This window comes from Paenibacillus sp. FSL R5-0378, from assembly GCF_038009285.1.
Lineage (GTDB): Bacteria > Bacillota > Bacilli > Paenibacillales > Paenibacillaceae > Paenibacillus_AQ > Paenibacillus_AQ favisporus.
The window spans coordinates 13206-40195 of the sequence record NZ_JBBPAY010000002.1 but is presented as its reverse complement, the minus strand read 5'-3'; the positions used below and the strand labels follow the sequence as shown (position 1 = coordinate 40195).

Genomic DNA, 26990 nt, shown 5'->3' with positions numbered 1-26990 from the left:
CAGCGGTCTTACGATTTACTCATTTATCAGCTCGTCGTGTTCAGTAAATATCCCATTGCGATTCCGATATTCTAAAGGTGTCAATCCTTGGCTTCTGCGGAACATCTGGCTGAAGTGTCTCCCATCGGTGTAACCAACTCTCTGCGCCACTTCGTAAATCTTAAGGTTGGCTTCTTTAAGAAATAACTTAGCTCTTTCGATCCGGTAACGACTTAAATAATCGCTAAAAGACACCCCTGTTTCCTGTTTGAATAGCGTGCTTAGATAGCTTGGGTTCACCCCCAACACCTCTGCAATTTCGCCAAGCTTGATATTTGCGGCATATTTCTCATGAATTATCCTAATGACCCGCTGAATCACATGGTTCATTTGAATATTCAGATAACTTCGTGTCCGTTCTGCATAATCCTTAACTACCTGTCTAAGTCTCATAATAATTGTTGATATATTTTCGCTATCTCCATCTACAACATAATCAAGAAGCGTATTCCCGTCATCTAGCCGCTCATTTCCATTCTGAAGTTGTATCAGAAAATGGACTGCATGCTTTTCTAGCTCCCGAATTGTCATTTTACTATAGTGATCTGCAACCTTATCGAATACACGTATAGCTTCATCTGGGTTCCCCTCTCTAACATGCTGGATTATCGCATATTCCAGATCGATGGGGATAAGCAGCAACGTTGCATCCGTATCCGTTAATTTTTCGTAGAAAACAATTTTTTTATCCGTGCTGGCAAAATATGCTGCAAATTTACTCTGTTCGTAAGACTTACTGGCCTGTGCAAATTGTATTTTTTGTCCGATCCCTATTCTCCAATTGACAATCCCTGCCGCACAGAGCTCTAGGCCAATTTTGTCGAATAGCTGATTTAGCTCAATAGATGGTGTTCTAACACTTCTCTCACCCAGTAAAATCGTCCACTCCGAAAGACCATCCTGCAATACTAAGAATGGTGAAGCATACTCCATTTGCAATTCATTCCTTAAGATATTTTCGCAAGGTCCACGTAGTGAATTATTATAAGAGTCTAATAGAATACTGGCTACTGCTAACCGGTCACAATCCGAAAACATGGACAAATTAGATATGGATAACTCATCCAGTCTTCCGCCGTAGATCACCTCACGCATATTTCTTTCAAGCAGCTCCCGTTCATAATCTTTGGCCATTCGGAGTGACTCCTCATATTCCTGTTTTACATGACTCGCCTCATCGAGATGAATTTCCGCCTTTTTAATAATCTCAATGATATCCGGTGCTCGCATCGGCTTCAGTAAATAATCAAACGCCCCATAACGTATCGCCTTTTGCGCATACTCAAAATCTGGATGGCCTGTAAGGAACACTACCAAAGTATCTAATCCCATTTCTCTAATTTTTCCGAGGAGTGACAACCCATCCATCTCCGGCATACGGATATCCAATAAAATCAAGTCAGGTTTATGAAGTTTGATTTTCTCCAATGCAGTAACCCCATTAGTAGCCTCCCCAGCCCAAACCCACTCTTTCAGGGTGTTGACCATCATTCTTAGTCCATCCCTCGCCATTCTCTCATCGTCAACAATTAAAATTTTGTATGGCATTGTTAATCTCCTTAGATGTTATTATCATTTAACGGCAATTTGTAAAGCACCTTTGTGCCTCTCCCTTCTACACTCGTAATTGTCAAGCCATAGGCCTCCCCAAAGGTTAGTCTCAACCGCTCATCCACATTTTGAATTCCGTGTCCATCACGAACATGTCCTGGCTCCATTAACTGGGCCAGTCTCTCTGCAGAAATGCCAACCCCGTTATCCGAAATTTCAATCCGACATTCTCTTTCATAACGATAAATACGTGTACAAATAATCCCTGGCCGAACACTGGGCTCAAGACCGTGAGTAATAGCATTTTCGATCGTAGGCTGCAGCATTAATTTAAGAACCCGAGTATCCTCGAGTGAGTGGTCTATATCATACTCAAATGTTATTCGATCCTGATAGCGGGTTGATTGAATATGAATATAGTTGGACAGGTTGTCAAGCTCATCTTTCAGCGTAACAATTGGGCCGTTCTTTCCGATGCTGTACCTTAGCATATTGGACATGGCAACAACAACATCGCCAATTTTCTCTTGCCCACGCATATATAGCATCCAATAGATGGTATCTAATGTGTTATATAAAAAATGTGGATTGATTTGAGCTTGAAGAGCACGAAGTTGAGCACTTTTTTCTTTAAGTTCCTCTTCATAAACACGGCTGATCAGTTCTTTGAGCCTTGAGGTCATTTTATTAAAATTGCTGCTTAATATTAAAGCCTCCTCATTACCTGTTAAATGAGTCTGCACGCTAAAATCCCCACTCTCTACACTGCGCATTGCCCGTATTAATTGCTTAATTGGTGTGACAACAGTTCTTGTAATAAGAAGAGAAAGCAAAATACTAATTAAAATCCATCCTCCAAGATAGAGAATGTTACTTTTGTACACACCTTGAAGTCCTGGGGTCATCTCGGCGATCGGTACTAATCCCATCGTTTTCCAGCCAGTCGTTTCTGAGGTATGGAATGCCATAAAATAGGTCTGACCATCAATCTTATCAATGAACGCACCCTCGGAATTGGCGTACAATTTGTTTAAAATATTACCGTCTAGATGGCGACCCACCCAGTTTCGGTTTTGCCCAGAGAGAACAGTACCCGTAGTATCTACAATAATTGCTTGTCCTGTTTGTCCAAGCTGAAGTTCCTTAATCGAATCATAAATAATATTTTCAGGCATTTTGAACGTTAAATATCCAATTGGAATGATTTCAGGGCCTAACATGTTTTTGATTAATCGAACCCCTTGAATATGAGCTTCGTGAAAAGTGTCATAACCGGCAAAGTTCCAATAAATCTGTCCATCAAGTTTCGTCACTTTACTTATAAGCTCTCCACTCAGAGGTGTGTAATTGTCTGACAAACCAATGAGGAATATCCCTTTAGTTGAATAGACGCTGATGTCTGACATTTTTGGAGAAACGACGTTATATTGGGCCACTTCCTTTGATAGCGCTTTCCTCTCCTGGTATGAAATATCTCTATGAAATTGTTTGTTAAGGAGTTGTTGCACAACGGGATTAATCAAAAATGAGGCATCACTGTTAAACTGTTGTAGGTTTAGGTCAATCTCTCCGTTGGTTTGTTTCAGCATCTGGATAATATACTGTGAAGTATTACTATTTATAATATCCTTACTTTTGAAATACGTTCCGATAGAGGTGGATACGACAGGGACTGTTGAGATGAAGATAAAGCTGAGAATTAGAATATACGTCAAACTTAAGTTTTTTCCGAAGAAACGTGGTTTTCTCAATCAGAATCACACCTTGATGAATAAATTGTAATAAGTTATCTTCTTGCACCTGATTATGCATGGAATCACAAAATCCGTCCAGCTAAAATCACTTATAGAATCATCGCCAATAAATATAAATCTTGGAAGCTCCATTGAGATTTCGGATCGGTAATGTTCTTTCCACCCAACGATGCTTATCACGCCAAGGCGTGATCCAATGACAAAGACGGTATATCAGCGAAAGTCCTCACTAGCTTCGATCCGTTCTTTCGCCTACATTGTTGTTAGTCAAAAAAGGCAGACAGTCATCCAGGACTGTCTGCCTTATCTATTCTAACCTGCCGGGAATTGATCGGCCGGCGTGAATCTTTATCGCACCCCTGTGCCTGCGGTACTTAGACTCACAGAAATGCGGTCGATATCCGGGGCGTAGCCTGTCGGCTGGGATACCAGCAATGTATTGGACCCAGCCTGCAGATGCACCGTCGTCTCCAGCGTGCCGACCGTCGTCCAGCCGCCGGAGCTCGGAAAGCTGAGCGACGCGCCTGCCCCGCCGTTCACGCTGAGCACAGCGGAGCGGCTTACCTCACCGTTCAAATAATGGATCGTCAGCGTATAATCGCCTGCGGACGGTGCTGTAATTCCGTTAAACCGCAGCGTGCCGCTGCCGTTGCCCAGGTAGCCGACCTTGCTCCCGCCGGAGCAGGTCGCGCAGCTCGCAACGACCGCAGAGCCACCAAGCGTGTTGCCCGGCGCTTCGGCCTCATAAGTGACTGCGCCGGAAGTCGGTGTGCCCGGCGTCACAGGCGGGTCGGGCAGTACAGTCGAAGTCGTGGCACTGGCGGTTACCCGGAAGCCTGACAGCGTCAGCCAGCCATCCTTGTTAGCGTCCTGCCGCGTGTTTGCAAAACGGAGCGTCTTGCCTCCAGCGAGCGGGTTAACGACCCGCATGACCAGCTTATAGTCGCCGGGAGCCAGGTTGTGGTTCGCGCTAAACGAAAAGGCGTAGTCCGTACCGCCAGGCAGGACGCTTGTCAGATTCCAGTCGGCGGTGCCAAGTGACTTGACCCAGACATCAGAGGCGTTCAGTACGCCGAATTCGACCGGCCAATTATAATAAAACGGGGCAACGCCCTTGTTCTGTAGCTTGACGCCCACCTGCAGCGATGACGCCGAGGAGTCGGCCAGCTGAACGGAGGAGTTGTACAGCGTGTATCCCAGCATTTTATGAGCCCGCAGCGCGTTAGCCGTGGCGGTGCTGTCCGGAAGGGAAGATTTGTACACTCGATCGTACATCAGCCACGAGGCGTGCGTTGTCTCGACCGAAGTCTGGAAATCTTGACCGTTCTGGTTCGGCCAGTGCTGCCAGAAGCTCGAATCCTGCTGGAGCGGAGGATAGAGCTCGCCGCCGATCGGATGCGTCTGCCAGATGTTTTGCAGGCCGTTCTGGGTAACAAGATGCCAGAAGTCCCAGTCATTCTGGAACAGTGTCTCGTAGGAGAAGGAATCGTCATGGTAGCCGAAGGCGCTTTTTAATGCAGCCGTGCTCGCGGAGTAAGGGTAACGGGCCAGTACATGAGTCTTGTGGAACGCATCCTTAAACGCGGACAGCAGCGCATCCCGGTTGCTTGAGTTCATCTCCCAATTCGTCGGGTCGGTATTGTAAGGCCATGTATGCCACTCTCCCCAGAAGCCGTATAGTCCCGCCGTTACAAATCCGATCCGGGGATCGCCGTCGTAACGTGCGCCGAGCGCGGCGACGAACTGGCGCATCGCCTGATTCAGATTAGCGTCGTTCCAATCGGGGGCCAGGCTGTGCGTCGCTGTATTGTGGTTGCCGTTCTGATCGTAATCACGAGTCAGAAGCCCGCCGTTGATCAGAAACTGCGGAATTCCGGTCGTGCGCCCCGGATAATCGACGTAGACACGGAAGGCTGCCTGGTTGCCCCGACTAGCAATATCGTTGAGATAGGCGTCCAGTGGCGCCCAGTTGTACGTGTTCCAGTCAGTCATCAGATCGCGGAACGAGACGTAGAACCATTCCATGCTGTGCGGGAAGCTGTTGTTCGGGTCAGTGCTGTCCGAGGGCTGTTTAGAGAAGGGCATAAAACCTTTCAACGGATTCAGCTCCAGCCCCGGCTTGTTGGGGTCGTACGTCTGGGGCTGCCATTCGCCGGAGGCGTCGGCATACGAGAGCTTGAAATTCATGAGCAGCATCGAGCCGAGCAGAACAAAGACAAACAACTTCCATCCCTGCCTTGCCAATCTTGCGTTTAACATTGCATCGTTCACTCCTGTCAGATGGGATTGACTGTTGAAGCATGCGGCGATCCTCCCCGCCGTCCCTGCACTTCACCCCCTCTCCAGCACCGCCCAATCAGCCCTTGCTGGCACTAAAGGCGACGCCCTCGATGAACCGCCGTTGGAAGATGAAGAACAGGACGAGCATCGGGATGACAGCCATGAATGCACCGGCCATAAGTACCGGATAATCTGTGCCGAACATGGAGACAAGCGTGGCAAGCCCTGCCGACAGCGTCAGTTTCTCCGGCGAGCTGTTGATGATGAGCGGCCACTGCAGCTCATTCCACGACCACAGCAATTGAATGATGACGACCGCGACAAGCGCCGACTTGACGAGCGGCAGCATAATGTGGCTGAAGATCTGAAACGGATTGCAACCGTCCAGCACCGCAGCTTCCTCCAATTCTTTAGATATACCCATAAAAAATTGCCGCAGCAGGAAGGTGGCGAATGGGCTGACGAGTGAGGTAATCCAGAGCGCGGTCACCGTATTCACCAGACCAAGCTTGCTCATCATCAAATATTGCGGTGTATAGAATACCGGGTTTGGGATCATCATGACCGAAATGATCAGGAAAAAACACAGCCCTCTGCCCGGAAAACGGATGCGTGCGAACGCGAAAGCGGCCATAGCGCTGAAGATGACGGGAAATGTCGTTTTCATGAACGCCGCTATCAGTGTGTTGGCATAGTAATGCAGAAAGGGTGACTGCCTCAGTGCGTCCGCATAACCCCGCAGGTTCGGCTTGGCAGGGAGTACGGTGATTGGAATTTGGGTCGCCTCCGTCGTCGTTTTGAGTGACGTAAGAATCATCCAAAGGAACGGAAGCACCATGACAAGGGCCCCTGCGATCAGAATGAAATGAATGACAAGTTTGTTTCTATGCTTGGCAGACACGGCGCTGCTCATTTTTTGTACCTCCTAAAAGTTTTGTGAGCATGACTTCTTGAGCTATTTCGTACAAAACTTGCTTCGGAAGCGTTGCTAAGTTTTGTGAGCATCAATCGTAAACCACCCATTTTTTTTGCAGCAGGAACTGGATGCCCGTCAATATCAAATTAATAATCAGCAGGATGTTGACAATGGCCGCTCCATAGTTCTGATCATAATAAATGAACGAATTTTGATAATAGGCGTAGACGAGAGAGCGAACGGCGGGCAGCGCAACGTTCGTCTTGCCGATAATCAAATAGATGCTATCGAAAATTTGTGTAGCGCCGATCACGAGAACGATGGATGTAAAAAACAGCGTTGGCGTGAGCAGTGGGAGCGTGATGGAACGGAACTTGCGGAATCCGGCTGCGCCGTCGATCTCGGCCGCCTCATACAGCGGGCGCGGAATCCCTTGAAGACCGGCAAGGATCAGCAGCATGTTAAAACCGATCGAGCCCCACACGCCGACCATGACGAGGGCATACATCGCGAACCGCTTATCCGAAATCCACGCGATATGGGTGCCAAGCACGGAATTTAACAATCCGTAATCCTGCGCGAATATAATGACCCACACCATGGCAGCTGCGGCCGCCATCGTGACCTGCGGCAGAAAATAAATGACCCGATAGACGGACTGGCCCTTGATCTTGGCGTTCAGCAGCACGGCGAAAAAGGTCGAAAGCACAATCGTCAAGGGCACAAACAGCACGACATACAGCATCGTATTTCGTAAATTTTTCCAGAACTCCGGGTCCTTGAACAATCTCTCGTAGTTGGCCAGGCCGACCCAGTGGCTGACGAGGCCGAAGTTTTCGGACTTCAGAAAGCCCAGATATATGGAGTAGACGGCAGGCCAGCTCCAGAACACCAACGTTCCAATCAACGTCGGAGCAATCATTATATAAGCCCATGCGTACCTGCTTTTCGAATTCATTGCCTTCACCTCATATTTGTCGAAGGCGTCCCGGATCCCGGAACGCCTTCGACGATTTTGCCCGGCATGCGGCGCTTACTTTGCATCCGCGATCGCCTGATTCATCATTTCCGCCACCTTCTTGGCGCCTTCCTCGATCGAGATCGCCCCGCCCCATGCCTGGGACATAATCTCGCTCTCCTTCGCGAACCAGACTGGGTACGACTTCGAACCGCTTGGATATGGCGTCGCGTCGGCCGCCTGATCAATGAACACCTGCAGGTTCAGGTCCGGTTTGGACTTCACCCAGGCATCCTGCGTCCCTTTGAACGCCGGGATCGCCGCACCTATTTCGGCCGTGATCTCTGCGGCTTCCTTCGAGCCGAGGAATTTCAGAAACTGCCATGACTCTTCCTTGTGCTTCCCCTTCGCCGACATGACGTTGCCAAGGCCATTGATAATATTGCCCCGTCCGGCTTTGCCCTTCGGCAGCGGCGCCCAGTTGTACTTGCCCTTAATGATGTCGCTGCTGGCCAGGTTGCTGTTGTCCCACGAGCCGTCAAAAATCATCGCCAACTTCCCCGACTTGAACATTTCAACGGAATCCGTGTCGGTCATCTGCTGATGCGTTGGCGAAGCCTTATCAAGAATCTTAAAGCCGATATGCTCCAGATGCTGCTGAGCCGTGATTTCTATTCTATCCAAAGAGATGCCCGCAGCCTTTCGCCCGAGTCGATATTTGAACAGATCTGCTTCATTTCCCACTTGTGATAAAGACTCCTGAGATACCCTCAGAATAGCCGCCTAATAGACAACCCCTAGCGCTCGAACAGTTACGTTCAAGTCTAGGGGCAGTTTATTTAAAAGTCCGTATCCATTCCCAATTCATTTTCCTCAGAATATCAACCTGATATGAGCGAAGACATTAACATTCCCTGTGTAAAGCCGAAGCTGTAATGGAACAGCCTTATGTTGATCATTTACCTAGATCGAGCTCATTACGTTCTGCGAGAGATACCCCACTGGAATTAAATCTCCCTTTTCTCCATTTCTCCATTTGCTTCGAGAGATAAAAACAACCAGATGACCAACTCTTGTATAATCTATAAACATGGATCGCCGATTAGTTTAACCATCTATTACAGTTGAGAACTCCAAAACGCCGGAACATGGATGTAATGATTGACTTCTTTAAGAACATGACCCAATCCCGGGAAGCTCAGATGCATCCCGCTGACAAGCAATCGTTCTTCGGCAGCCCAATCTAAAATTCGCTTCCTTGTCACAATGGCCAATTCGGGATTAACATCCAAAACTAACTTCTCATCGGGTCTATTCAATTGAATTGTTGCATTGTGAACAATGTCTCCCCAGATAAGCAGCTTCTCCCCATTAGATTCGATTAAATAAGCCGTGTGACCCGGCGTATGACCAGGTGCTTCAATGGCTTGTATGCCCGAAACCGGCTCCTTCTCATCCCTCCCAAAAGTACGGATTAGCCCCTCATAAGGCGCCATTGCCGTTTGAGCCATCTGAAAACTGACTTGTTCAATTTCATTAGAAGGGTCCTTCATATTCCTGTCGTCCATCCAGTACTCATACTCGGTGTCTCTTACGACAATTTCTGCGTTTGGAAATGTTTTTGTGCCATCTGCCTGGACAAGGCCATTTGAATGATCAGGATGGAGATGGGTTAACAGCACTGTAGCGATATCTTCAATAGCATATCCAGCTGCTTCAATATTTTGCACCACAACACCAAATCCCATTCCAGCACCTGCATCAATTAGGGTCAGATGCCCTCCAACATTAATGACAAAGCAGTTGTTATTTAGGTACGGCGGGCTCATTTCAAAGTTAGCATTCAGGATTTCCTTTCCTTTTTCTTCGTCAAGTTCAAAATATGGCCACAATGGAAGCTGCATCCCGCCATCGGATACAACCGAAACGATGACATCTCCGATTTTCTGATGGTATACGGAAGGAGCTTGCGATTTAATAATATTGGTCATAACGAGTACTCCCTTCAACAATGAGATATGCACCTCGATTTAAACAACAAGTGTTGCCCAAGGTACAAGTGTAATGATATATTTTAGAGTACCTCGCTTCAACCAATAATTTAGCGGATTTGTTGCTTAAGCAATGCATGATTCAATGTGTCGATTTTAAGTAAGACGCTTGCCGGGAACACTGTATATGTTAACAGTATGGGCGTATACGCAGTAAAATGAGAGGAGATTAAGGAATAATGTCAATTACTTCTACGCTAAATCTCAATGATCCACGCGTTATTAGAACAAGACAGCTTATAATGGATGCTTTTGTTTTCTTACTCAGCAAACAGAACTTTAATTCTATAACGATAAGCGATATTACAAAAAAAGCAACGATCAATAGAGCTACTTTTTATGCTCATTTTCCTGATAAATTTGCGCTTATCGATAGCATGTTAGCTGATGCTTTTATAGATTTCGTTAAGGCACGAGTAAACCCTAGCAGTACACTCGACGAAGGGACAGTTAAAAGCATCGTCATTGCGTTATGTGAATATCACGAGGCATCTAATAAACGTTGCGTACGTGGTTATGATGATATAGCACCTTTAGTGGAAAAAAATATCAAAATTCAATTACAGAACTTCATTTCTGAATTAATCAACGAAAGCTGTGAAGAATCGGATTCCCGCACTCGAGAAGTAGCGATTATCATGATGACATGGTCCATCTATGGAGTCACCTACCGCTGGAATCAGGATGGAAGATCCGAGTCGCCAGAACAATTCGCAGAGATAGTAATACCGTTGTTGAAGAGTTTTATTAAATCTTAAGTTTATTTACTGACATTTTCGTCCGCAACCATTTGCATGGATAAATCGAGAGCAACCCGCAGCCAATTTTCTAATACTACACAATATTAACGCGGTGTCGTTTGTATTTGATGGACATGAAAAATAGTTGTCGAGAACCTTCTCGACATAAAATTTTGGGGAGAGGTGAAACTTGATGAATAGCAAAAGATTTATGAAGCCCCTGACTTCCCCGATCCATTTCCATACAGCCATGATAGAGCAAATCCCTGTGGCCGCCTTTATCGGACAAGAAATGATCGGTAGCGGGAAAATCGTTGAAATTACAGACTTTGCAGTCAAGATCGGTGATGAATTCTACATGCGCGAAGCCTGCACGTTTAAATATGCATTATAAAAAAGGAGCCGCTGGCGCCGGCGAATACTCCTTTTTCTTGAGCTAACGCTCCCGTTAGCTTAAAGCTGAATGTTCGCTTATCCTTTATGGCATATCTGTACTAACAGACTAATATTATCCTCGATATTTTTGTTCAAGTGCTTCTACATCTCTAGAATGTACCCCCTTTTTAACTGTACCCCTAACTTCACAACGCTTTTTAGAAGAGGAAATTAAAGCTCCAATGGAAGTAGCATATTGCAAGATAAACCAAACCGCTAATATTCAGCAGAGGAGTACCACCACCATCCACATCTCTGCTTTCCGCTTTTATTTAACCCCCATCTCTTCCTTAATAGCATCCAGTTCTGTCTTATCGTGATAGGAACCGGCACGTACAACAGCATGAATCTTATGAAGATTTTGTACACTCTCTATAGGATTTGCATCCAGAAGTACGAGATCAGCATTCTTACCTGCTTCTACGGTGCCCATATCATCCAAACGTCCCAGAAACTCAGCCCCGTTAAGGGTAGTCATCTGGAGAATATGAAGAGGTGTGATCCCCGCTTTCTCAAGTTCGTCAAATTCCTGATGTATGGAGTTACCTGCGTCACGCCAAATATCTCCGCCGCCGCTATCTGTACCAGCCATCATCTTAACACCTTCCGAATCGTAGGTCTTTACCAGTTGCAAATAAAGATCGTAGAGTTTCTGCGAAATGGAGTCACTCCCACTAGATAACAGACCGGCATGTATACGCACTAAAGTTGGGGTTTGCCATGTGTTGTTGTCAACAAATATATCTGCAAGCTGGATTGCTTTTTCTTCACTATAAGTGTCAATTAATTGTTGTAGTTGTGCTGGATCTTTTTCTCCTCCTGAAGATTTAATGGCCGCACTCATCACTTGTTTGTTCACAAAATCTTGAAGCCCCTTGATCTTCATGAGTTGCACGAAGATTGGATTTGCCGTGATTGAAGGAATCGCGGTCGCCTTTGCTCTTAAGGTCTTCTCGTCTGTTGAGGCGGAAATCAGGGCTCCGTGGTTGATTCCGAAGTGTTCGACGCTGCGGATTCCTTTTTTCGCAGCTACTTTCAAGTCCACGTCAGGAAGCACATGTCCGACAACCGGAATATTTAATTTTTTCCCCTCAGCTAGAACGGCATTAAATACATCCGGCCGAACGCCCCCTACTTTAATAAAGTCAGCCCCTTCCTTTTGCTGCTGGCGGACATAATCCACGGCAACCTTGGGCGTGGGTGCATTCATCGGCGTTAAGACATTACTAGGCATCGAGAGCAGCGCCGGTTGATCCGTAGAACTGGTAAAGGCGCCGGATCTCCATTCCTTCAAAAGCTCTGGTGAACCGCTCATCTGTCTGAATCCGGTCACGCCATTGGCAAGCAACAGACTCATCGCTTCTGAGGTATGCGCCTCCCCGATCATGTGCATATGCATGTCCAGGTACCCGGGAACCGCATACTTTCCGGTGGCGTCCACAACCTTCGTGCCTTTGTCCGCCTTGATCCTTCCAGCCGGTGCAATATCTATAATCTTCCCCCTGGCTAACTGAAGGCTCACGTTAGAAGTTAGATTACCCGTGCGTGTATCCACAACAGTTACATTATTCAGCAAAAGCTTATAAGAAGCACTGGGCTGTTCCAGGTTCATAGCGGTGTAAGGTTGAATATCCACCGGAGGCTGGCCGGCAAACAGACCGCCCCATGCGATGACAAGCGTTAATATCCAATATAGCGGGACTCGCCATCCATACCAAAATTTCGTTTTTCTCAGGATAATAAGCGAGCCGGCGCAAGCAGCCAGAATCAGATACGCATACCAGCGTTCATCACTGCTGATCATCAACACCAGAACAATGCCGAAAAGAATCACTGATAAAATCACAAATCCAATCATTTTTAGAATTTTTCTTTCTGTTTTATGCTCCATGGTGTTCCCTCTCTCTATCAGTATTTATATACAAACGTTCAAATGAACAAACAAGGGAATCTGCGGAAATGCGTCGCCGGTTATTCATAAAGCCAATGTTCGGCTTCGTTGTAAATCTGCTGTACAGAATCCGGTCTGTCGATACCCGGAAGATCCATATTTACTTCAAATCCACTCATTTTCAGGAGATAGGAAAGATTCGCGTAACTGGGTCTATACTCATCAAGTTCATTACGCGCGATTGAAAAGTACTCGCCGGATCTGGGAAGCAATGCGTCCTTCTCATAGATTCCTTCCATGAAAACGATGTGCCAACTCGCATTTATTACCTGCAGGCGATACAACAGCTTTAAGTCAGACTGAAGCTCGACTATACAGCCGTCTATATCCGCACTGGTCTGTATGGTTGCCATCGTCGCTGCGACGGCTCTGTCGTTGTTCAGTTGAATCACCGTGTTATAAAGCTTATGCGGTGCGTGGGAATCCATTTTAATGGACGCATCCACGAATTCAGCCCCAGTTCCTGTAAACCATGAAATTTTCACAGTTGAATCCGGAGCGAAGCATTTGCGCATTTCGTCCCATAGCGCGTTATCCCTGCAAAAACGCTCAAACTCAATGAGTTCCTTAATACTAAATTTATCTTTCAGTAGTTGATCGGTGTTTCGAACGGGTCTTGTAAACAGCATATCTTTTCCTCCCTAATTCTTCTAAGCACTGACGATGATAGGTACATATTTGAAAGTTACAATTTGCTATAATACTTTATATTGTGATACAAATGTATCATATATTATAGTGAAAACAATACAAAATCGAGAAGTGGAACAGGAGCGATGGTAATGTATCGCATCGGCAATGATAAGCGTAAAATAAAGTCCGCCAAACTCATCTGCAAAGGCATGGAACAATTGATGAGAATCCAGGATTATAACGAAATCTCCGTCACGCAGATAGTCAACGCATCCTGCGTGGGAAGAGCTACCTTTTATCGTTTATTTGATGATAAATCGGATGTTGTATTGTACCAGATGGAATCGGTATTCGATGAATTAATCCAACGCCTAGGGCCCCATACCGATTCCAATGTGGCGGTCACATCTTTATTTGAACTCTGGCTTTCCCAAAAAGAGCTATTTTTATCATTGGTCAAAGCAAATCTATATGGGGAGTTTCAAACACGGCTTTCCTTTGTAATCGGTGAAAAATTGAAATTCATTAAAGAAAGTGTTGGTCTTAATGACAGAAACTGGGAGTATTTTATACACATCCGCGCAGCAATGCTCTTTACTGCTTTGCGAGTAGCGATTACTCAGTTTAACGAAGATAGTCCGCTAGATATTTCCAATACGCTGAACGACCTTTTCGGCAAACAGCCAACAATATTCAAATCTTAAACTACGGCTGTATTTGATGGTCAATTTAATCAAATTAGCGCTTAGGAATATGATGATGAGGTAGAACGGAGTTAGCTTTGGTTAATCAATAATTTAGCGAGAGGATTATGCGCCTTTACAATTGCTTTAAATGTCATTCCGCTTTTTGTATTTTCATGAAGGAATTTAAAAATTTGAGTATATATTTTTTGATCTATCGAATTTCGTTTCGGGAGTTTTTCTTTTCCAGGACGGGAGTACATGAGCGGGACAAGGACTTTGATGACAAACTGTTCGTCAAGTGACTTGGTGAACTAGCCCCATCCGCCAAAACGGCCAACATCGATCTGTAACCCAAAAAAACCTCGCAGATACCTATTTAAGCAGCCTTTGACATGGAATGTGACCCAATCCCTATCCATGGTAGGCATGCTGCAAATACAGGCTCCTGCGAGTCTTTCTCCAAAAAACTTGCCATTAGTTATGATACGGTTCGGCCCGAATGATCTTAAACTATCCTGCCCGTTAGCTTAATGAAATTGCATTGGAAACATATTTAAATGGTTATCTAATCGGTAATCGGTTCATGTTCTTGTCCTTTTCGGCAATCGGTACAAGTTCTTGTCCCCCGACAAGAAAGCAGCTCGCGAATTTGCGTTCAGAACGTCCAGCGCTTCCGACTTATAGAAGGTAACGGCTCCATGTTTTACTGTCGGGAATACATGGAACTCAGTATGCCAATCCGCTATCGCCGATTTCGCCACACCGCCCGACTCGATAAGATCCTTTTTTCGTAATAATTCATCCCGTTTTCCTGTTCGCCGCCCGTCGGACCATGTTCTTGTCCCCCGACACTTAGCAGCTAAGTGCCAACTGAGCTCGTACAAAAAAGAGAGCATGGAAGGGTGAATTCCAGCTCTCTTCATTAGATCAACGATAATTGATCCGTTTATCTATTTAACGCCAGGATTGGATGAACGCGCGAATTACGCTTTGAACGTATATCCGGGTTCCTTCCTCGATGTCTCCTTCCCCCGAACGATCCAGATGCTTCAGTGCATTCTCCAACTGATGAACCGCTTGTTCGAGGCGGCCCTCTCCATAGTGAAACAGTGCTTGACGGGTTGCATTAGAAAGCTGCTTCGACAGCGGGTATTGTATCTCACCTTGATCGATTCGAGATTCGATTAATTCCGGCAGTTGATCCGGCGTGACCGTCTCCATATAGGTTATGGACGCATCATCATAATACGCCTTCGTCATCCATAACTGGGAACAGAAAAAGACCAGCCTGACGTAAGCTGCATTCTCCGGAGCAACGGTGCTTATCTCAAGCTGCTGCCATTTTCCGTTTCCTGCGGTAATTTGAAGCGAAGTCCCGCCGACTTGCTTATGGTTGGCATCATAGTAATTCAATGAAGCGAGGGTACGTCCTTCCTGCAAGTAAACATGGAATCTCGCCGAATACGCCGTACCCGGTTTCACGGGAACGGAATCGGATGCGACCGCAACCGTTTCCGTCGTGGAAGTATCCGTTATCTTCAGGCTACTCGGCCCGCTTACGGTCTGCTCATCACTCAGCCCAAAAGACACGTTTGGCGTTATATTAAACAAGGAGCTCCAGCCCGGGATCACGCCGGAATCAAGAGGCTGGTCAAAGCTTCTGTTCAATAGAGGGAGCTCGATCGGGATGTGAACAGCTCCGCTTCCCTTCGTCACTTCGATTTTTTTAAGTAATGTATCATCTGAATAATAGATATGCCCGTCTTCGCCAAGTGTCATCAATTGCGTTGACGAGAGCGTGACCGCAGCTTCCGGATCTTTTGGATCGACTACGGTTATCCTGCCCGCAAGCGTCGTGAACATGTAGCCGTCTTCGCTCCACCGGATGTGAACCGGACGCCATCTTCCATAATTGGATACGGACGGATAAATATTGGCGCTTTTCACGATATCCATTGTCTCCGGATCCATGGCGAAGATCGTTCCATCCGCCGCTGCCCAGAGCAATCCGTCAGGACCGATACTTAGTCCACCAATCATGTTAGGTTGAACGGATGCACCCGGGATGGCGGGAATGAATTCTTGAAGCTTCCTTCCACTGGCGATATCCCATACAAATATTTTGGCCGCTGTCTCCGTCGGATCGATTCCAAGGCCGCCAGCTATGGTAGTCGAACCGTAAAGCTTTCCGTTGTGGACGGCAAGGCCGACGATCGACTGGTTGTGTACAACGTCTTCATAGACAGTAAATCCTTGTTCAGGACCGCGTGACGGATCATATACGGTCAGCGAGCCGCCGAGTTCTCCGTAGTCCGGAATCGTGCCAATAAACAGTTTACCTTCGCCAGACGTCATGGCGAACGGTCTGTCCTCGTGAGGAATTTTATATATCTCCTTCGGATTGACTCCATCCTGAATCGGCTGGTTCACATCCAGCTCCCGGATGTAACCTCCCGGATAAAGACCGAAGTACATTTTGTCACCGAGTGCAGCCATGCCTTCCGCCTGTCCTAAAGAGAAGGTTTCAATTTCACCGGAAATCGGGGAATATGCAGCCCCTTTCCCACCCGGATAACCGCTCATGTACAACTTGCCGTCCGGCCCTTTCTCCAGCATCTGAATCGGAATCGGATTACCGGAGAACGGGTAGGTAACCGACTTGACCTTCTTCGTCTCCATATTCATGTAAGCCACCGCTCCCGACCACATGACGGTAGCCAGCGATTTTCCCGGGAGCTCCGGATCGTTCGTCATCTTGACCCACGCCGTATTGCGAAGGTAGGTGGTATATTCGATTCCGGTGTCGACCGCGTCCATTGTGATAAGATCGAGCTCCATCAACCGGGTGTTCTGTACGAAATATACTTTGTTGCTGCCCGGCTCGCCAAACGATAATCGAATTCCCTTGTTGTCCAAAAAGTAGGTATCACTCCAATCCCCGGCTTCCGTGTCATAGAACAGCAGAGCGTTATTCCCTCCGCTCAAGCCAGCTACGATATACTTACCTGCTGCATCAAGCTGATACACTTGCGCAGTCTCCACCGCACCACCATATGTCGGCAGCGGAATTTGTTCCTTTTCCCCCGTGTCCACGTTCACCTTTACAAGGCTTCCCTGAATACCGATACCTGCATACAGATATCCATTATGATAGGCTGTGGCCCGGGTATAACTTTGACCAGGCATTACGTTGCCGTAATCCTTCATCTCGCCGGTGGAGGGATCGTAGCGTCCAACCTTTGCATTTGGATAAGAACCAAAATATACCCGGCCCTGTTCGTCATACGTCAGTCCGTATACGACACTTTCTCCAATCCTGCCCAGGTCGCGCAGCTCCTTCGTTACAGGCGAATACGTATACAGCTTACCGTTACCGCCAATATAGACCGTACCGTCTGGCAGAGTGATATGCGTCCAGGAGCTTTCGGTTCCTTCAAGCCTGAATTTGCGCAGCACCTCCCTGCTCACCAGATCTACCACCTGGAATATAGCCGGCTTGCCAGTTACCGTCGTATACATGACATCTCGGCCATCTTCGTTTCCGAAAGCTGCGTCAAAAACAGCTACGTTCTCAATCGGGGAACCGATGGAGACCGGCTCTCCGAACGCTTTGTCCACTCGTGCATCTGCCGGAGCCGCGAGCCACCATTGCGATACCATAACCAACATGAGTGAAAGAATGGATATAGCGCTTCTTTTTGCGTAAACAATCCTTTTTGACATTAATGTAATACCCCGTTTCTTATGATGATTGAAAGCGCTTTAAATTGATTCGTCAAAGGATGGGACTATACATCTTTAAACCTGCTCATGCTCTAGTTCCTTTGCCTGGTACAGTAAAGATCATACGTAAAACTCGATCGATGTCAGGTTACTGCTCAATCCCCCCTCTTGATCACGGCCATCACGATTGCTATCACCATGATCCTCATTTTATTGCCATTACGGTCTTTCGCTCTGTGGTTGGTTAGTTTATTGTGCAATTCACCAACTCCAAGCGAGCATCAGACTTCGTAGGCTCTTTAGTATAAAAACTGCTTTACTTTTTAGTAAAGCTACATATTTCCATAGGCTGTTGATTTTCTGCTGCTGCCAATTACCTAACCCTGCGCATGAATCTATAAAGAGGAAAATGTTGTGTGGAAATTGCTAAATGGGTAGAAAATACATAAACGTATGAATGTACTGTCGTAGGTGATATAGTTAGATACTTCTCTAATCGGTAATCGGCTCATGTTCTTGTCCATTACGGCAATCGGTACAAGTTCTTGTCTTTGACTCGGGACAAGAACTTGTACCGATAAAACAAAAAAGCCGCTATTATAGCGACTTTCTATGGGACCATGTTCTTGTCCCCCGACATCTGCTCCCGGCTCCTATTTATAGAAGCGGGGTAATTTCTTAATAACTCATCCAAAGTACTTTTTCTTTAAATGCGAATACTCAGGTTTCATTAGCAGGGATTCTAACTCTTCTCTTTGAATCAGTACTTTTTTGTAGGGGATATAATAATTTGTGTTACTCATTAGATCACTTTGAAACCAATCTATAAAATCACTTGTGATCTTCCGATTTGTTACGAGTAAATAGTAATCAGGTTTATGCATGAGAACCTTGATCATTTCACTATAGATTTCATCTATTTTCAAGGAGGTATTTTTATCAACGGAATACTTACATTGAAGAATCCATCTTGTGGTTGCATTGACCTTTGGAAGCCAGGAAGCCATGTCAATCTCAAATTGTCCATCCCTGGCGCGATCTACTCCGGTACCTATTCTTCCATAGTTTACTACTCCATTTGATTCAGAAAGAATTATTTCATTGATGAGATCCTCAAAGGCATCTGCTTGACCGGTACCCGAACAACCTGTTGGGATGATAAGTTTTGACCAGTCAAATTCATAGGTCATACTGGAAATCTCCATATATTCTTCTTCAGAAATAGTTCTGATTCCTAGAGCTTGTAACGACACCCTAGATTCTAAGAATCCATTTTTATTCTCCCAGTTGAGATCTGGAGATTCTAATATGACATATGCACCCTCGTATTTCGTTAATACCGAAACTTTATAGACTCCGTCATCAAGTTCTTTGGTAACTTGTTTAAGCGCTAGGCGGCACTCGTCATCATCCTTATTCGACATCTCTGGAGTGGGCATAATGCCTTGAAAATTACTTAAAAAATCATATCTGTGTCGTGCAGTAAAGATTCCATGCGCCAGAAGTTTGGAGCCGGCAGAATTAAAAATATGGCATTGCAAACCATTCATTGCTTCAATCATGTCTCTCGTCATTGCTAAAGTTTTCACTGGTCCTGTTCCCCCTCCCTTATCGGACGATCGTTCGGGTATACGAATAGTAACCAGCCCACCAAGTCCTCTATTTTCCCATTTCCTTTGTAGTTTTGAGAAACAAAATTTAAGAATATGGTCACAAATATATTCTTACAAAATACTTTAAATCGTTCTACTACACGTTCTTTCAAAGCAATTCTCCCAGGGTAATCACAGAGCATGAAAAACTCTAGGAAGTCCTCATAAAGCCAGACTCGCATATTTCTAAAAGTAACATCTGAACCTCTGTAATTTACACCAGCAATAAATACAGAACTAGCAGCAGCCATTAGTCTGTGATCCCTGCTGTTAAAAAGACTTGAGATCACTGACTCTAAACTTCTCATTTGTTCATTTACATCAAATGACCTGAAAAAACTTTCGAAATGTGTTACTGCTCCCATCAAATTGTTTTTCCATCCCTGATCATTATCGTGAAAACGAACCAAAATATCAATTAATCCAGGATCTACATCATCGATTGATCTAGGAACGCTCAACATCTCCTTACCTGTAACTCCAGTGCTCAACAAGTCAAATTTATGGTTATAGGATACGAAGGTATTAGCTATATCGAAACGTTGTTCATTATCTCGAGATGAAAAGAAATATATTAGACTTAGACAACTAGTCAATTTTTCCATTGCCATTTCACATGCCATATCTGTATCTCTGGCAGCAGCGCGGACATTATGTACAAGCGCCCACACATCTTTATTCTGCTCATCTGTAGAACTCCGCAAAATTAAAGGACGTTCGCGTTTTTTTTGGATTGGGAGCTCGTATTGCCATGACTCAAAAAGTTCACGAGACTTAAATTCAACATCCTTCAGACTAAGTCGTGAAAATTCGCTTGCTGTAAGATTTTTCACACGCAGGCATACTGTATAGTTCACAAACTTTAGCCACTCTTCAGACATCCATTTAAAGAGATCCTCAGTTCGCTCTGCGTAAAGATTGTTGTATGCGGTCTTTAGAATCTCCTCATGGTTTCCATGTTCAAGAAGGGCCCTTACAATGGCTTGATGAACGAATTGGAAGAGTTGTTTTTCAATGTGGTTAATATCATGGTTAGGTTTAACAATGCTTGAAACATATTCATAAAAATCTACCCAATAAGAGTAGGCCCAGCTTCTGAGTTTAGTTTCATTCAATCCCTCCTTGATAAGATGTTTTAGACGTTTGCGATATTCATCTGTTATATTTCCGAGTTCAACAGTTTCTCTGATTTTTTGTGAAACCTCTTTATATATCTCATTTCCTGCTTCTAGTGTTCTCCCTGATCTCAGCTCAGAAGAAAAACTATGAATAAGTGTATTTTGACAATCTATAGAGATGTGTTGAATATGTTCGTCGGTTAGCAGAGCTATATTATTATAAAGCACCTGATCTAATAAAATTTTCTCGAATTCCCTTTTGAAATTATCCATCGACTTCTCTATGTATTTCATGGAATACATTCTATCATCAATGCTGTACAACAGATTGCTTCGCAATCGATACAAAACAAAATACAGTGGCTTTTTTTCAAATTCAGGTTGTACCTCAAGTTCAGTTTCTAGCGAAATCCCGATAACATACAAATCTAAATCAACTTTCTTCACCGTATCTAGATACTCTTGAAATGTAACTGACGGTATTTCAGACTCTGGTTTTTCTTCTAGCTGCTGAATCGGTACCAGCAACAACTCATTGATTTTCGAGGTTAGAATATTGTCCAGTAACTCCACAACAACTCGTGGGGGAACATCTATTTCATCCAGTGCTTTTAACTCCTCACAGTCCAAGTGGAATTCCAGATAATGATTAATAAGATCAATATCTTTAGCTTCAGGATATTTATCAAGATACTTTTTCCACAGTGAATGCTCGACACAATCCATAAATTGCGAGAAACAGTTTGTCAGAGATTCTTCAACAGGATCTGAAAAGGTTGAACTACTAAGCTCCATCCTGAATTTTCGCTGGTACATAACACTCGTCACCCCAATTTTTTATTTGTCTCATGTAGCACTACTTCAACGGATCATAACTTTATGGTCAATAAAATAGTCAATCGGGCATTCTTAAACATCTTTCTTACAAGGATCATATACTTATCTCCCCTTTGTAAAGTATAAGAATATATAAGATGAACTTTTTTGGATTATAAAAATTGAATATCTACAAGCCATTTACGTATTTGAGGGGCTTGAATCCTGCCCAAAGCAAACTGAATCATTTTATCGAGATCTTTTAAGGTTAGTCCATAGTCGGCTAAATCACTTCGGTTGAAACGAACATAATAATAAAGTTGCTTCGCTTCTGCTTCCGAAATTGAGCAATTTTTTAGCATTAGAATGCTTCCTGTCAAGTCAAAGTCTGGATCCGCGTTTGCAGAATCAGTTGTTGGAGAGGTGAACCTCGACCGTTCCGATGTGTGTTGCCGAACCTCAGCTATTGGATTCGGCTGTTCCATATAGTTCTCATTAATAGATGTTAAACGATGCCGGTGTTCTTCAACTTTAAGGATCAGATCAGAAGCGAATTTTGTTCGTTCCTTATCCTCTTCTTCCACATCGCTAAGGAGTATTTCATCTCGGACGATGAGGGCATGTGAAATACTGAGCTGATACCCTCTGGTCAAAGAAAAGGCACGATATGGCGTTTTCTTCTGATCCAAAATTAAACGATGTACTGAAATAGTAATGCTGTCTTCTTTGGAGTGAACATAGTATAAGCTACGAACATCAAAGTTCAAAGGCACATGCGCTTGATAACCAAACAGTGCGGGGATATTCACGTCAGGGAACTCCTCAGATAAATCTTCAAGCAGCTGGTCCCATTTGATATCCTCTGTCGTTTTCATCGTTAGTCCATACTCAGCTTCCCATAGATGGAGCATATTATGATTAATATCCTCAGCCAACTCCCGGTCTTCTACGAACCAGATTGTCTGAAGTCCACGATCTCTAAAGTACTTCGTCCGCCTATTGATAAGCTGAACAACTTTATCGTCACCAATTTCATGCACGTTAGTAATAATTGAAACTGCGAACTCCCTGCCGTTGTTGTTGATATAAATGTCCGGATAATACCTCCATGACTCCGGCCCCTTCTCTTTGTACCCATACTCAACTTTTAAATCAGATTTGATTCGCTCTTGCCCTTTTAGATCCGTGTAGATGATTTCTTTAATAACTGAGTGCTTCGTATTCTCCCTGCTTACTTGAGCCTGGTAAGAATCATAAGCTCGAGCCAGTTGACAGGTTTTTCCTCGGGTATGAGCAAAATGAATATTCCGGATATCGCCAGCTCGTAACAACAGGTTTGCCATACAGAACGGACAGGTTATGGTTTCCTTCTCCGCATATTTTCGATATTTCTCAATTTCGGAATCCCGCTCCGCTGCACTATTTATTATTGTCTTGATATTGATAAGTTTCCCCAAATATAACCCTATGTCCATACTGAGCCACCCTTGTAGAATTATCAGATTTCGTATTTTGATCAGTATCCACTGAAGATAGACGACTATTTCAGTTCAGAAAAAAATCACTCTAGTTATTGCCTATTATAACTCTCCGATTCGTGTACATCACTATTAAGCAAAAAAGCCGCAATATGCGGCTTTAGCTTTTAAAGAATAATCCGGTTAAAATGTATAAGTTTCTTTGGCTCCTGCAGGATACTCACCTCTCGCTGCTTCACGAACATCTACCACATCACCTGGCTGAAATTTAACCTATTGATCAAATGGAAGCGGGGTCCAGCTTCCGCCATTAAGTGAATACTAAAGAGGACAGAACAACTCTCCACCAAGACGCTAGTGTAAGCGGTTACCGGCCTATAAAAGAGCCTAAAACCGACTCGATTAAAATTTATGTTTCCTGGCGGCAACGCGTCGGAGCCTATCCTGTTCCATTTCTGATTGATAAGCATCTGCGCGCGGTTTTTTCTTTAGATATGGGCGACTATTATAAAAATTAGTCCGACACCGATAAGCCCCAGCAGGTCTAAAAATGCGAATCGTTTCCATTGGTCGTCTAATAAGGCAAATAAGGCGAGGAATACGAGTATGGAACCATAGTATAAGATGTTGGCCACGGCTTGAGGGCTGAGGTTGGACGCTGCCTCCTCCTTTTCCTTGCGGTAATCCTGCCGGGCACATTCCCGGATCTTTTCATCCTCATATATGCGCCATTCCCGCTCATAAACGTTGCAGAATTTTATTAGATGATTTCCGGTTGCTTAGGGTAGCCAAAAGCGTTCCAAAAATAGGTGCATATCGTATTGGCAGTTTTTTCAACAGTTTCTGAATCAGAGGATTCAATGAGTACTTCTGGTAAAGTCAAAAAATCCTCGTCAATCGCTTGGGAACTGCCTTCACCCCACAAACTTTTGGTTGTGCGAACCCCCATTCCGCCAACAATACTGATAAAAATGTAAAAAGGGTCTCGCATTCCAAGAATCGAGTAGTTCTTGAACTGCCATTCCATTGATTCCTTCAGTTCAAATTCAAACTCAGGTACATAAAAAGTCGGACGCCTTTTGCTTTCATCCACCCAAGATTCATCAGAAAAATGAAAGTTAGAAACATGTTCAGTTATTCCATTCCTAAATATTTGATTATGTCCTCTAAAGTAATTCCCCTGTGAATCATGGCAGAATAAACCATCTGCATTAATCCTCTGAACCGCTTGAGATCGACCAAGAACAAAAGAAGTTAGGTATCTCCTTCTGTCAATGACAGGATAATTTGAAGAGATATCGAATGCAGAGACTGGAACATAATGAAGCAAGATGAAGGGTGGCTTTACTTTGTATACATGCAGCGACTTTTCAGCTCTCTTAGCCCGGAAGCGTTCATATTTAGAGAGAAAATAATTTTGTCTGTCCATCATGCTTCTAATTTCAGAAGTTCCTGCCATAATCTTCGCCGAACCGCTCCGAATCATGAATTTACCATTATCCTTTACCATATGTGGAGCATTCCAGCTGCGAGGAGCACGAATATGGATTACACGCTTCCCATTTTCCAAAGAAATCGACCGATACAATATATTAATCAGCCTCGGGTCTGTTTTGCTTTCAATTGATTGTTTAATACGAAGTATCAACTTATCGGGGTCTTCATCTACCCCTTCCAACTCGATCGGACCATCTTTCATCTCACCTATACCAATGAATAGATCCCCACCTTGAGTATTTGCAAACGAAACAACTTCTTCAACCAAGCTAGTTAGGTGTGGGAACTTCCTTTTAAATTCAAGCTGTAACCCCTCAATTTCTCCATTTTCTTTCAGCAACTTCAAATCTTCTTCGTTCACATCCTCGAAATTCTTGTAAAAGGTCACTTTTTTCTTGTCTCCTTAATAAGGCATATTAAGTTATGACGCTGCAATGTATTGCATATTGGGTTTGAATCCTTCATGTAATGAAATATTTGTTTTGGTCGCGTATAAATAGAAGGATGCCCGAACTGCATTTGCCACCGAAGATTTCGCTATCTTCCGTTTGATGGAGAAATATCCCGAACTATGTGGTGAACTTGGGAGTATGTACGCTGCCTCTTGCTAATCATCATCTGATTTCGAACGGCTAGGGATTGATTGTACACCCGATCTGGCTTTCCAGACCTGCATAATATTGATTCACATGAAAGTCTTGCTTGCCTTGCCTTCTCCATTTGCCGCAGTGCATTGCTGCCACCTAAAGTCGTCTCGATCGAAAAGTCCTCCCCTTCTCAATACAAGCATTGACTCTACGAAGGGTTTCACGTCCAATTATAAGTAAAAATTCTATTTTTCTATATTTAGCAGATTTCCGTTTTTGTTAAGTCAAGGAGGAATAATAATGAGAATATTAATAATTCTATCGAAATTCGTTCAATTAGAAGTCGAAATTAGAAGTCGATCCAACTATAAAGAATCTGCATCACGTTTGGCTTCCTTATATTCTCTTTCATCTCGAACCGCTCGATTCCATTCTGTTTTTGAATACCTAGCATTATAATTAGCTTGTTTTATAAACATTCTTTTTGAAAAATTGGCCTGTTTCCGTTTTTGCTCAGCTGTATCATATGCCTGACTTTTTAATCGTTTCCTCTCTTGGTGTAATTCACTGAGTCCATTATTCCATCCGGTAGCATAGTTTCGTTTTTCAAGTTTTGGAGTGAACTTATTTATTAATAACAACGGAATGAATATAATAGTACCACCAACCATAAGTAAGAGATCAAGAATTTTAAGACGCAATAGACCTCCCTTGATGGTAGATACTTCACCTTTTTTCAATAGCTTCAACACTCTGGTTTTATTTCGATTACTTTGAAACTCTCCATCATATCTTCCTGTCTCTATTTCTTCAATTAATCTGCGGTTTGTATTTGTCATATGAATCATAACTTTGTTGATCAACTTTGCAGATATTACAGCAAACACAATTGGAATAACGAATAAAACAGCCAGATATAAGAAAGAGTCCCAGACATGAGTTACCATCATTTGAGATGCATAAGTATTGGTCAAGTTAAGCAGAAGAAATAGGATGATGTATCCGCATATAGTTCCATAAATACTGTACCATTTGAAGGTTTTTTCATTAGCAAAAGAATTAGACTGCCTTTTTATTTTATTCATGAAAAACTTTACAACTAGGATACTGATAAATCCAGCGGGGATCGCAAATATCACACCATAACTGCCAAGTGAGAAATGAATAGTACGAGAACTGTACAGACCTTCCTCAAGAATTACCTCTTGAGTCAATATTCGATTGACCAGTTTATTAATTGCGATTGTCAAAATAATAGTCAGGATAATTACAGATAGGGGCTTTTCTTTCACAGTTTCCTTCATCGTCCATCTTCTCATCTCATTCATTCCTTTACTTATCATTTATGTTTCTATTCATCAACCATTTCAAAAAATGGATCCCCTTGCATTATTCCTTTTTTATATAGCCTTCGATATTCCTCAATTATAAGCTTTTCAATGAAGCTGCTGTTAGTGTCTTTGCTTTCTTTTGACATCTTTTCTAAATACCAACTTGATTTTTCTGAGATATAAATTTTTTTTTGGATTTTCTTATTTTCTGTTTCTTCATTCTGAATAAGTTCGGGGAAAAATTTACCCAATCCTTTTTTAGATTCTGGATCATAAGTAATGACTTCACTTGCAAATTGAACAGCCAGTTCATAAGTGACCGGTTTGATTTTCTCTTCTACTACATCCATTAATTCGAATTTTGGATTCAAGTCATCATTGTTTACGTCAACATAAGTAGGAAAATTATTCTTGATGAAAAAGAAGAAATTTCCATTCTTTGTTTTGTAAAGCTGTTTTAATTGATCTACATAAGCTCCCTTTCCATGATTAGCTTCATTCGTGCGTTGTTCGCAGATTTTTTTAGCTGTCTGCGTGTTATATACAGCGCCCTCAATTACTTTTTTCATTTTATTCTCCTCTCTTATTATTATAAAATCGCTTTTTTAAATTATGGCTAAAGGAGTTTTATTGTATTTTTCAATTAGTTCCATATCTATTTTTATAATATAATTCAGAGTTAGTACTTGGTCAACATTAAAAATTAAATAATCCTGCCTGTTAGCTTAATGGCTGAAGCCAATATAAACGAAATAAAGGAGCTCATTGAGAGCCCCTATTTTTATAATCATATT

Annotated in this window: 19 protein-coding genes; 3 read left to right on the top strand and 16 right to left on the bottom strand. The window is 43.7% G+C overall.

Annotation, left to right across the window (positions count from 1 at the left end; all coding sequences use genetic code 11):
- Positions 1 to 15 precede the first annotated feature (15 nt).
- From MKY74_RS33695 to MKY74_RS33665, 7 genes are all read right to left on the bottom strand, one after another.
- A complete protein-coding gene (locus MKY74_RS33695) occupies positions 16 to 1587 on the bottom strand; it encodes a response regulator transcription factor (protein WP_076175396.1) in 1572 nt (523 codons plus the stop codon).
- 11 nt (positions 1588 to 1598) lie between these two features.
- Positions 1599 to 3341, bottom strand: coding sequence for a cache domain-containing sensor histidine kinase (locus MKY74_RS33690; RefSeq protein ID WP_076175398.1), 1743 nt, complete (start codon positions 3339 to 3341; stop codon positions 1599 to 1601).
- A gap of 351 nt (positions 3342 to 3692) precedes the next feature.
- Complete coding sequence (locus MKY74_RS33685) at positions 3693 to 5603, bottom strand: DUF4832 domain-containing protein (RefSeq protein WP_076175400.1); 1911 nt, start codon at positions 5601 to 5603, stop codon at positions 3693 to 3695.
- Between the two features lie 97 nt (positions 5604 to 5700).
- On the bottom strand, positions 5701 to 6537 hold the full coding sequence (locus MKY74_RS33680) for a carbohydrate ABC transporter permease (RefSeq protein ID WP_076175402.1): 837 nt from the start codon (positions 6535 to 6537) through the stop codon (positions 5701 to 5703).
- Positions 6538 to 6628: 91 nt separating this feature from the next.
- Positions 6629 to 7498, bottom strand: a complete 870-nt coding sequence (locus tag MKY74_RS33675) for a carbohydrate ABC transporter permease (protein ID WP_076175405.1) — start codon at positions 7496 to 7498, stop codon at positions 6629 to 6631.
- 75 nt (positions 7499 to 7573) lie between these two features.
- Positions 7574 to 8242 (bottom strand): extracellular solute-binding protein, encoded by a 669-nt coding sequence (locus MKY74_RS33670; RefSeq protein ID WP_076175408.1) that lies wholly within the window; start codon positions 8240 to 8242, stop codon positions 7574 to 7576.
- A gap of 374 nt (positions 8243 to 8616) precedes the next feature.
- The gene (locus tag MKY74_RS33665; protein ID WP_076175411.1) at positions 8617 to 9489 is read right to left on the bottom strand and encodes an MBL fold metallo-hydrolase; all 873 of its coding nucleotides are present in this window, start codon (positions 9487 to 9489) and stop codon (positions 8617 to 8619) included.
- 239 nt (positions 9490 to 9728) lie between these two features.
- On the opposite strand from MKY74_RS33665, the gene MKY74_RS33660 reads away from it, so the two are divergent.
- Positions 9729 to 10307 (top strand): TetR/AcrR family transcriptional regulator, encoded by a 579-nt coding sequence (locus MKY74_RS33660; protein ID WP_076175413.1) that lies wholly within the window; start codon positions 9729 to 9731, stop codon positions 10305 to 10307.
- A 172-nt stretch (positions 10308 to 10479) separates the two neighbouring features.
- Positions 10480 to 10683, top strand: a complete 204-nt coding sequence (locus MKY74_RS33655) for a hypothetical protein (RefSeq protein ID WP_432206623.1) — start codon at positions 10480 to 10482, stop codon at positions 10681 to 10683.
- A 309-nt stretch (positions 10684 to 10992) separates the two neighbouring features.
- On the opposite strand, the gene MKY74_RS33650 is transcribed toward MKY74_RS33655, so the two are convergent.
- Both MKY74_RS33650 and MKY74_RS33645 read right to left on the bottom strand, forming a co-directional pair.
- Positions 10993 to 12615, bottom strand: coding sequence for an amidohydrolase family protein (locus tag MKY74_RS33650; protein ID WP_076175415.1), 1623 nt, complete (start codon positions 12613 to 12615; stop codon positions 10993 to 10995).
- A gap of 80 nt (positions 12616 to 12695) precedes the next feature.
- Positions 12696 to 13304 carry a nuclear transport factor 2 family protein gene (locus tag MKY74_RS33645; RefSeq protein ID WP_076175417.1) on the bottom strand — a complete coding sequence of 203 codons (609 nt, stop codon included), beginning with the start codon at positions 13302 to 13304 and terminating at the stop codon, positions 12696 to 12698.
- A 153-nt stretch (positions 13305 to 13457) separates the two neighbouring features.
- Between MKY74_RS33645 and MKY74_RS33640 the strand changes: the two genes are divergently transcribed.
- Positions 13458 to 14012, top strand: coding sequence for a TetR/AcrR family transcriptional regulator (locus MKY74_RS33640; RefSeq protein ID WP_076175419.1), 555 nt, complete (start codon positions 13458 to 13460; stop codon positions 14010 to 14012).
- Positions 14013 to 14948: 936 nt separating this feature from the next.
- Here the strand turns inward: MKY74_RS33640 and MKY74_RS33635 are convergent.
- The 7 genes from MKY74_RS33635 to MKY74_RS33605 form a co-directional block, all read right to left on the bottom strand.
- Positions 14949 to 17612: an FIMAH domain-containing protein gene (locus tag MKY74_RS33635; protein ID WP_244169428.1), complete on the bottom strand. Its 2664-nt coding sequence runs from the start codon at positions 17610 to 17612 to the stop codon at positions 14949 to 14951.
- Positions 17613 to 18403: 791 nt separating this feature from the next.
- Entirely contained in the window at positions 18404 to 19306 is a 903-nt protein-coding gene (locus MKY74_RS33630) for a hypothetical protein (RefSeq protein WP_076175424.1), read from the bottom strand.
- Positions 19303 to 21303: a hypothetical protein gene (locus tag MKY74_RS33625; protein ID WP_076175426.1), complete on the bottom strand. Its 2001-nt coding sequence runs from the start codon at positions 21301 to 21303 to the stop codon at positions 19303 to 19305. Before MKY74_RS33625 ends, MKY74_RS33630 begins: the two co-directional genes overlap by 4 nt.
- Positions 21304 to 21476: 173 nt before the next feature.
- Positions 21477 to 22778: a competence protein CoiA family protein gene (locus MKY74_RS33620; protein ID WP_076175429.1), complete on the bottom strand. Its 1302-nt coding sequence runs from the start codon at positions 22776 to 22778 to the stop codon at positions 21477 to 21479.
- A 763-nt stretch (positions 22779 to 23541) separates the two neighbouring features.
- Positions 23542 to 24666 (bottom strand): AlbA family DNA-binding domain-containing protein, encoded by a 1125-nt coding sequence (locus MKY74_RS33615; RefSeq protein ID WP_076175432.1) that lies wholly within the window; start codon positions 24664 to 24666, stop codon positions 23542 to 23544.
- Between the two features lie 564 nt (positions 24667 to 25230).
- The gene (locus MKY74_RS33610; RefSeq protein ID WP_144025522.1) at positions 25231 to 26184 is read right to left on the bottom strand and encodes a hypothetical protein; all 954 of its coding nucleotides are present in this window, start codon (positions 26182 to 26184) and stop codon (positions 25231 to 25233) included.
- A gap of 32 nt (positions 26185 to 26216) precedes the next feature.
- Positions 26217 to 26765 (bottom strand): hypothetical protein, encoded by a 549-nt coding sequence (locus MKY74_RS33605; RefSeq protein ID WP_076175436.1) that lies wholly within the window; start codon positions 26763 to 26765, stop codon positions 26217 to 26219.
- Between the last annotated feature and the right edge of the window lie 225 nt (positions 26766 to 26990).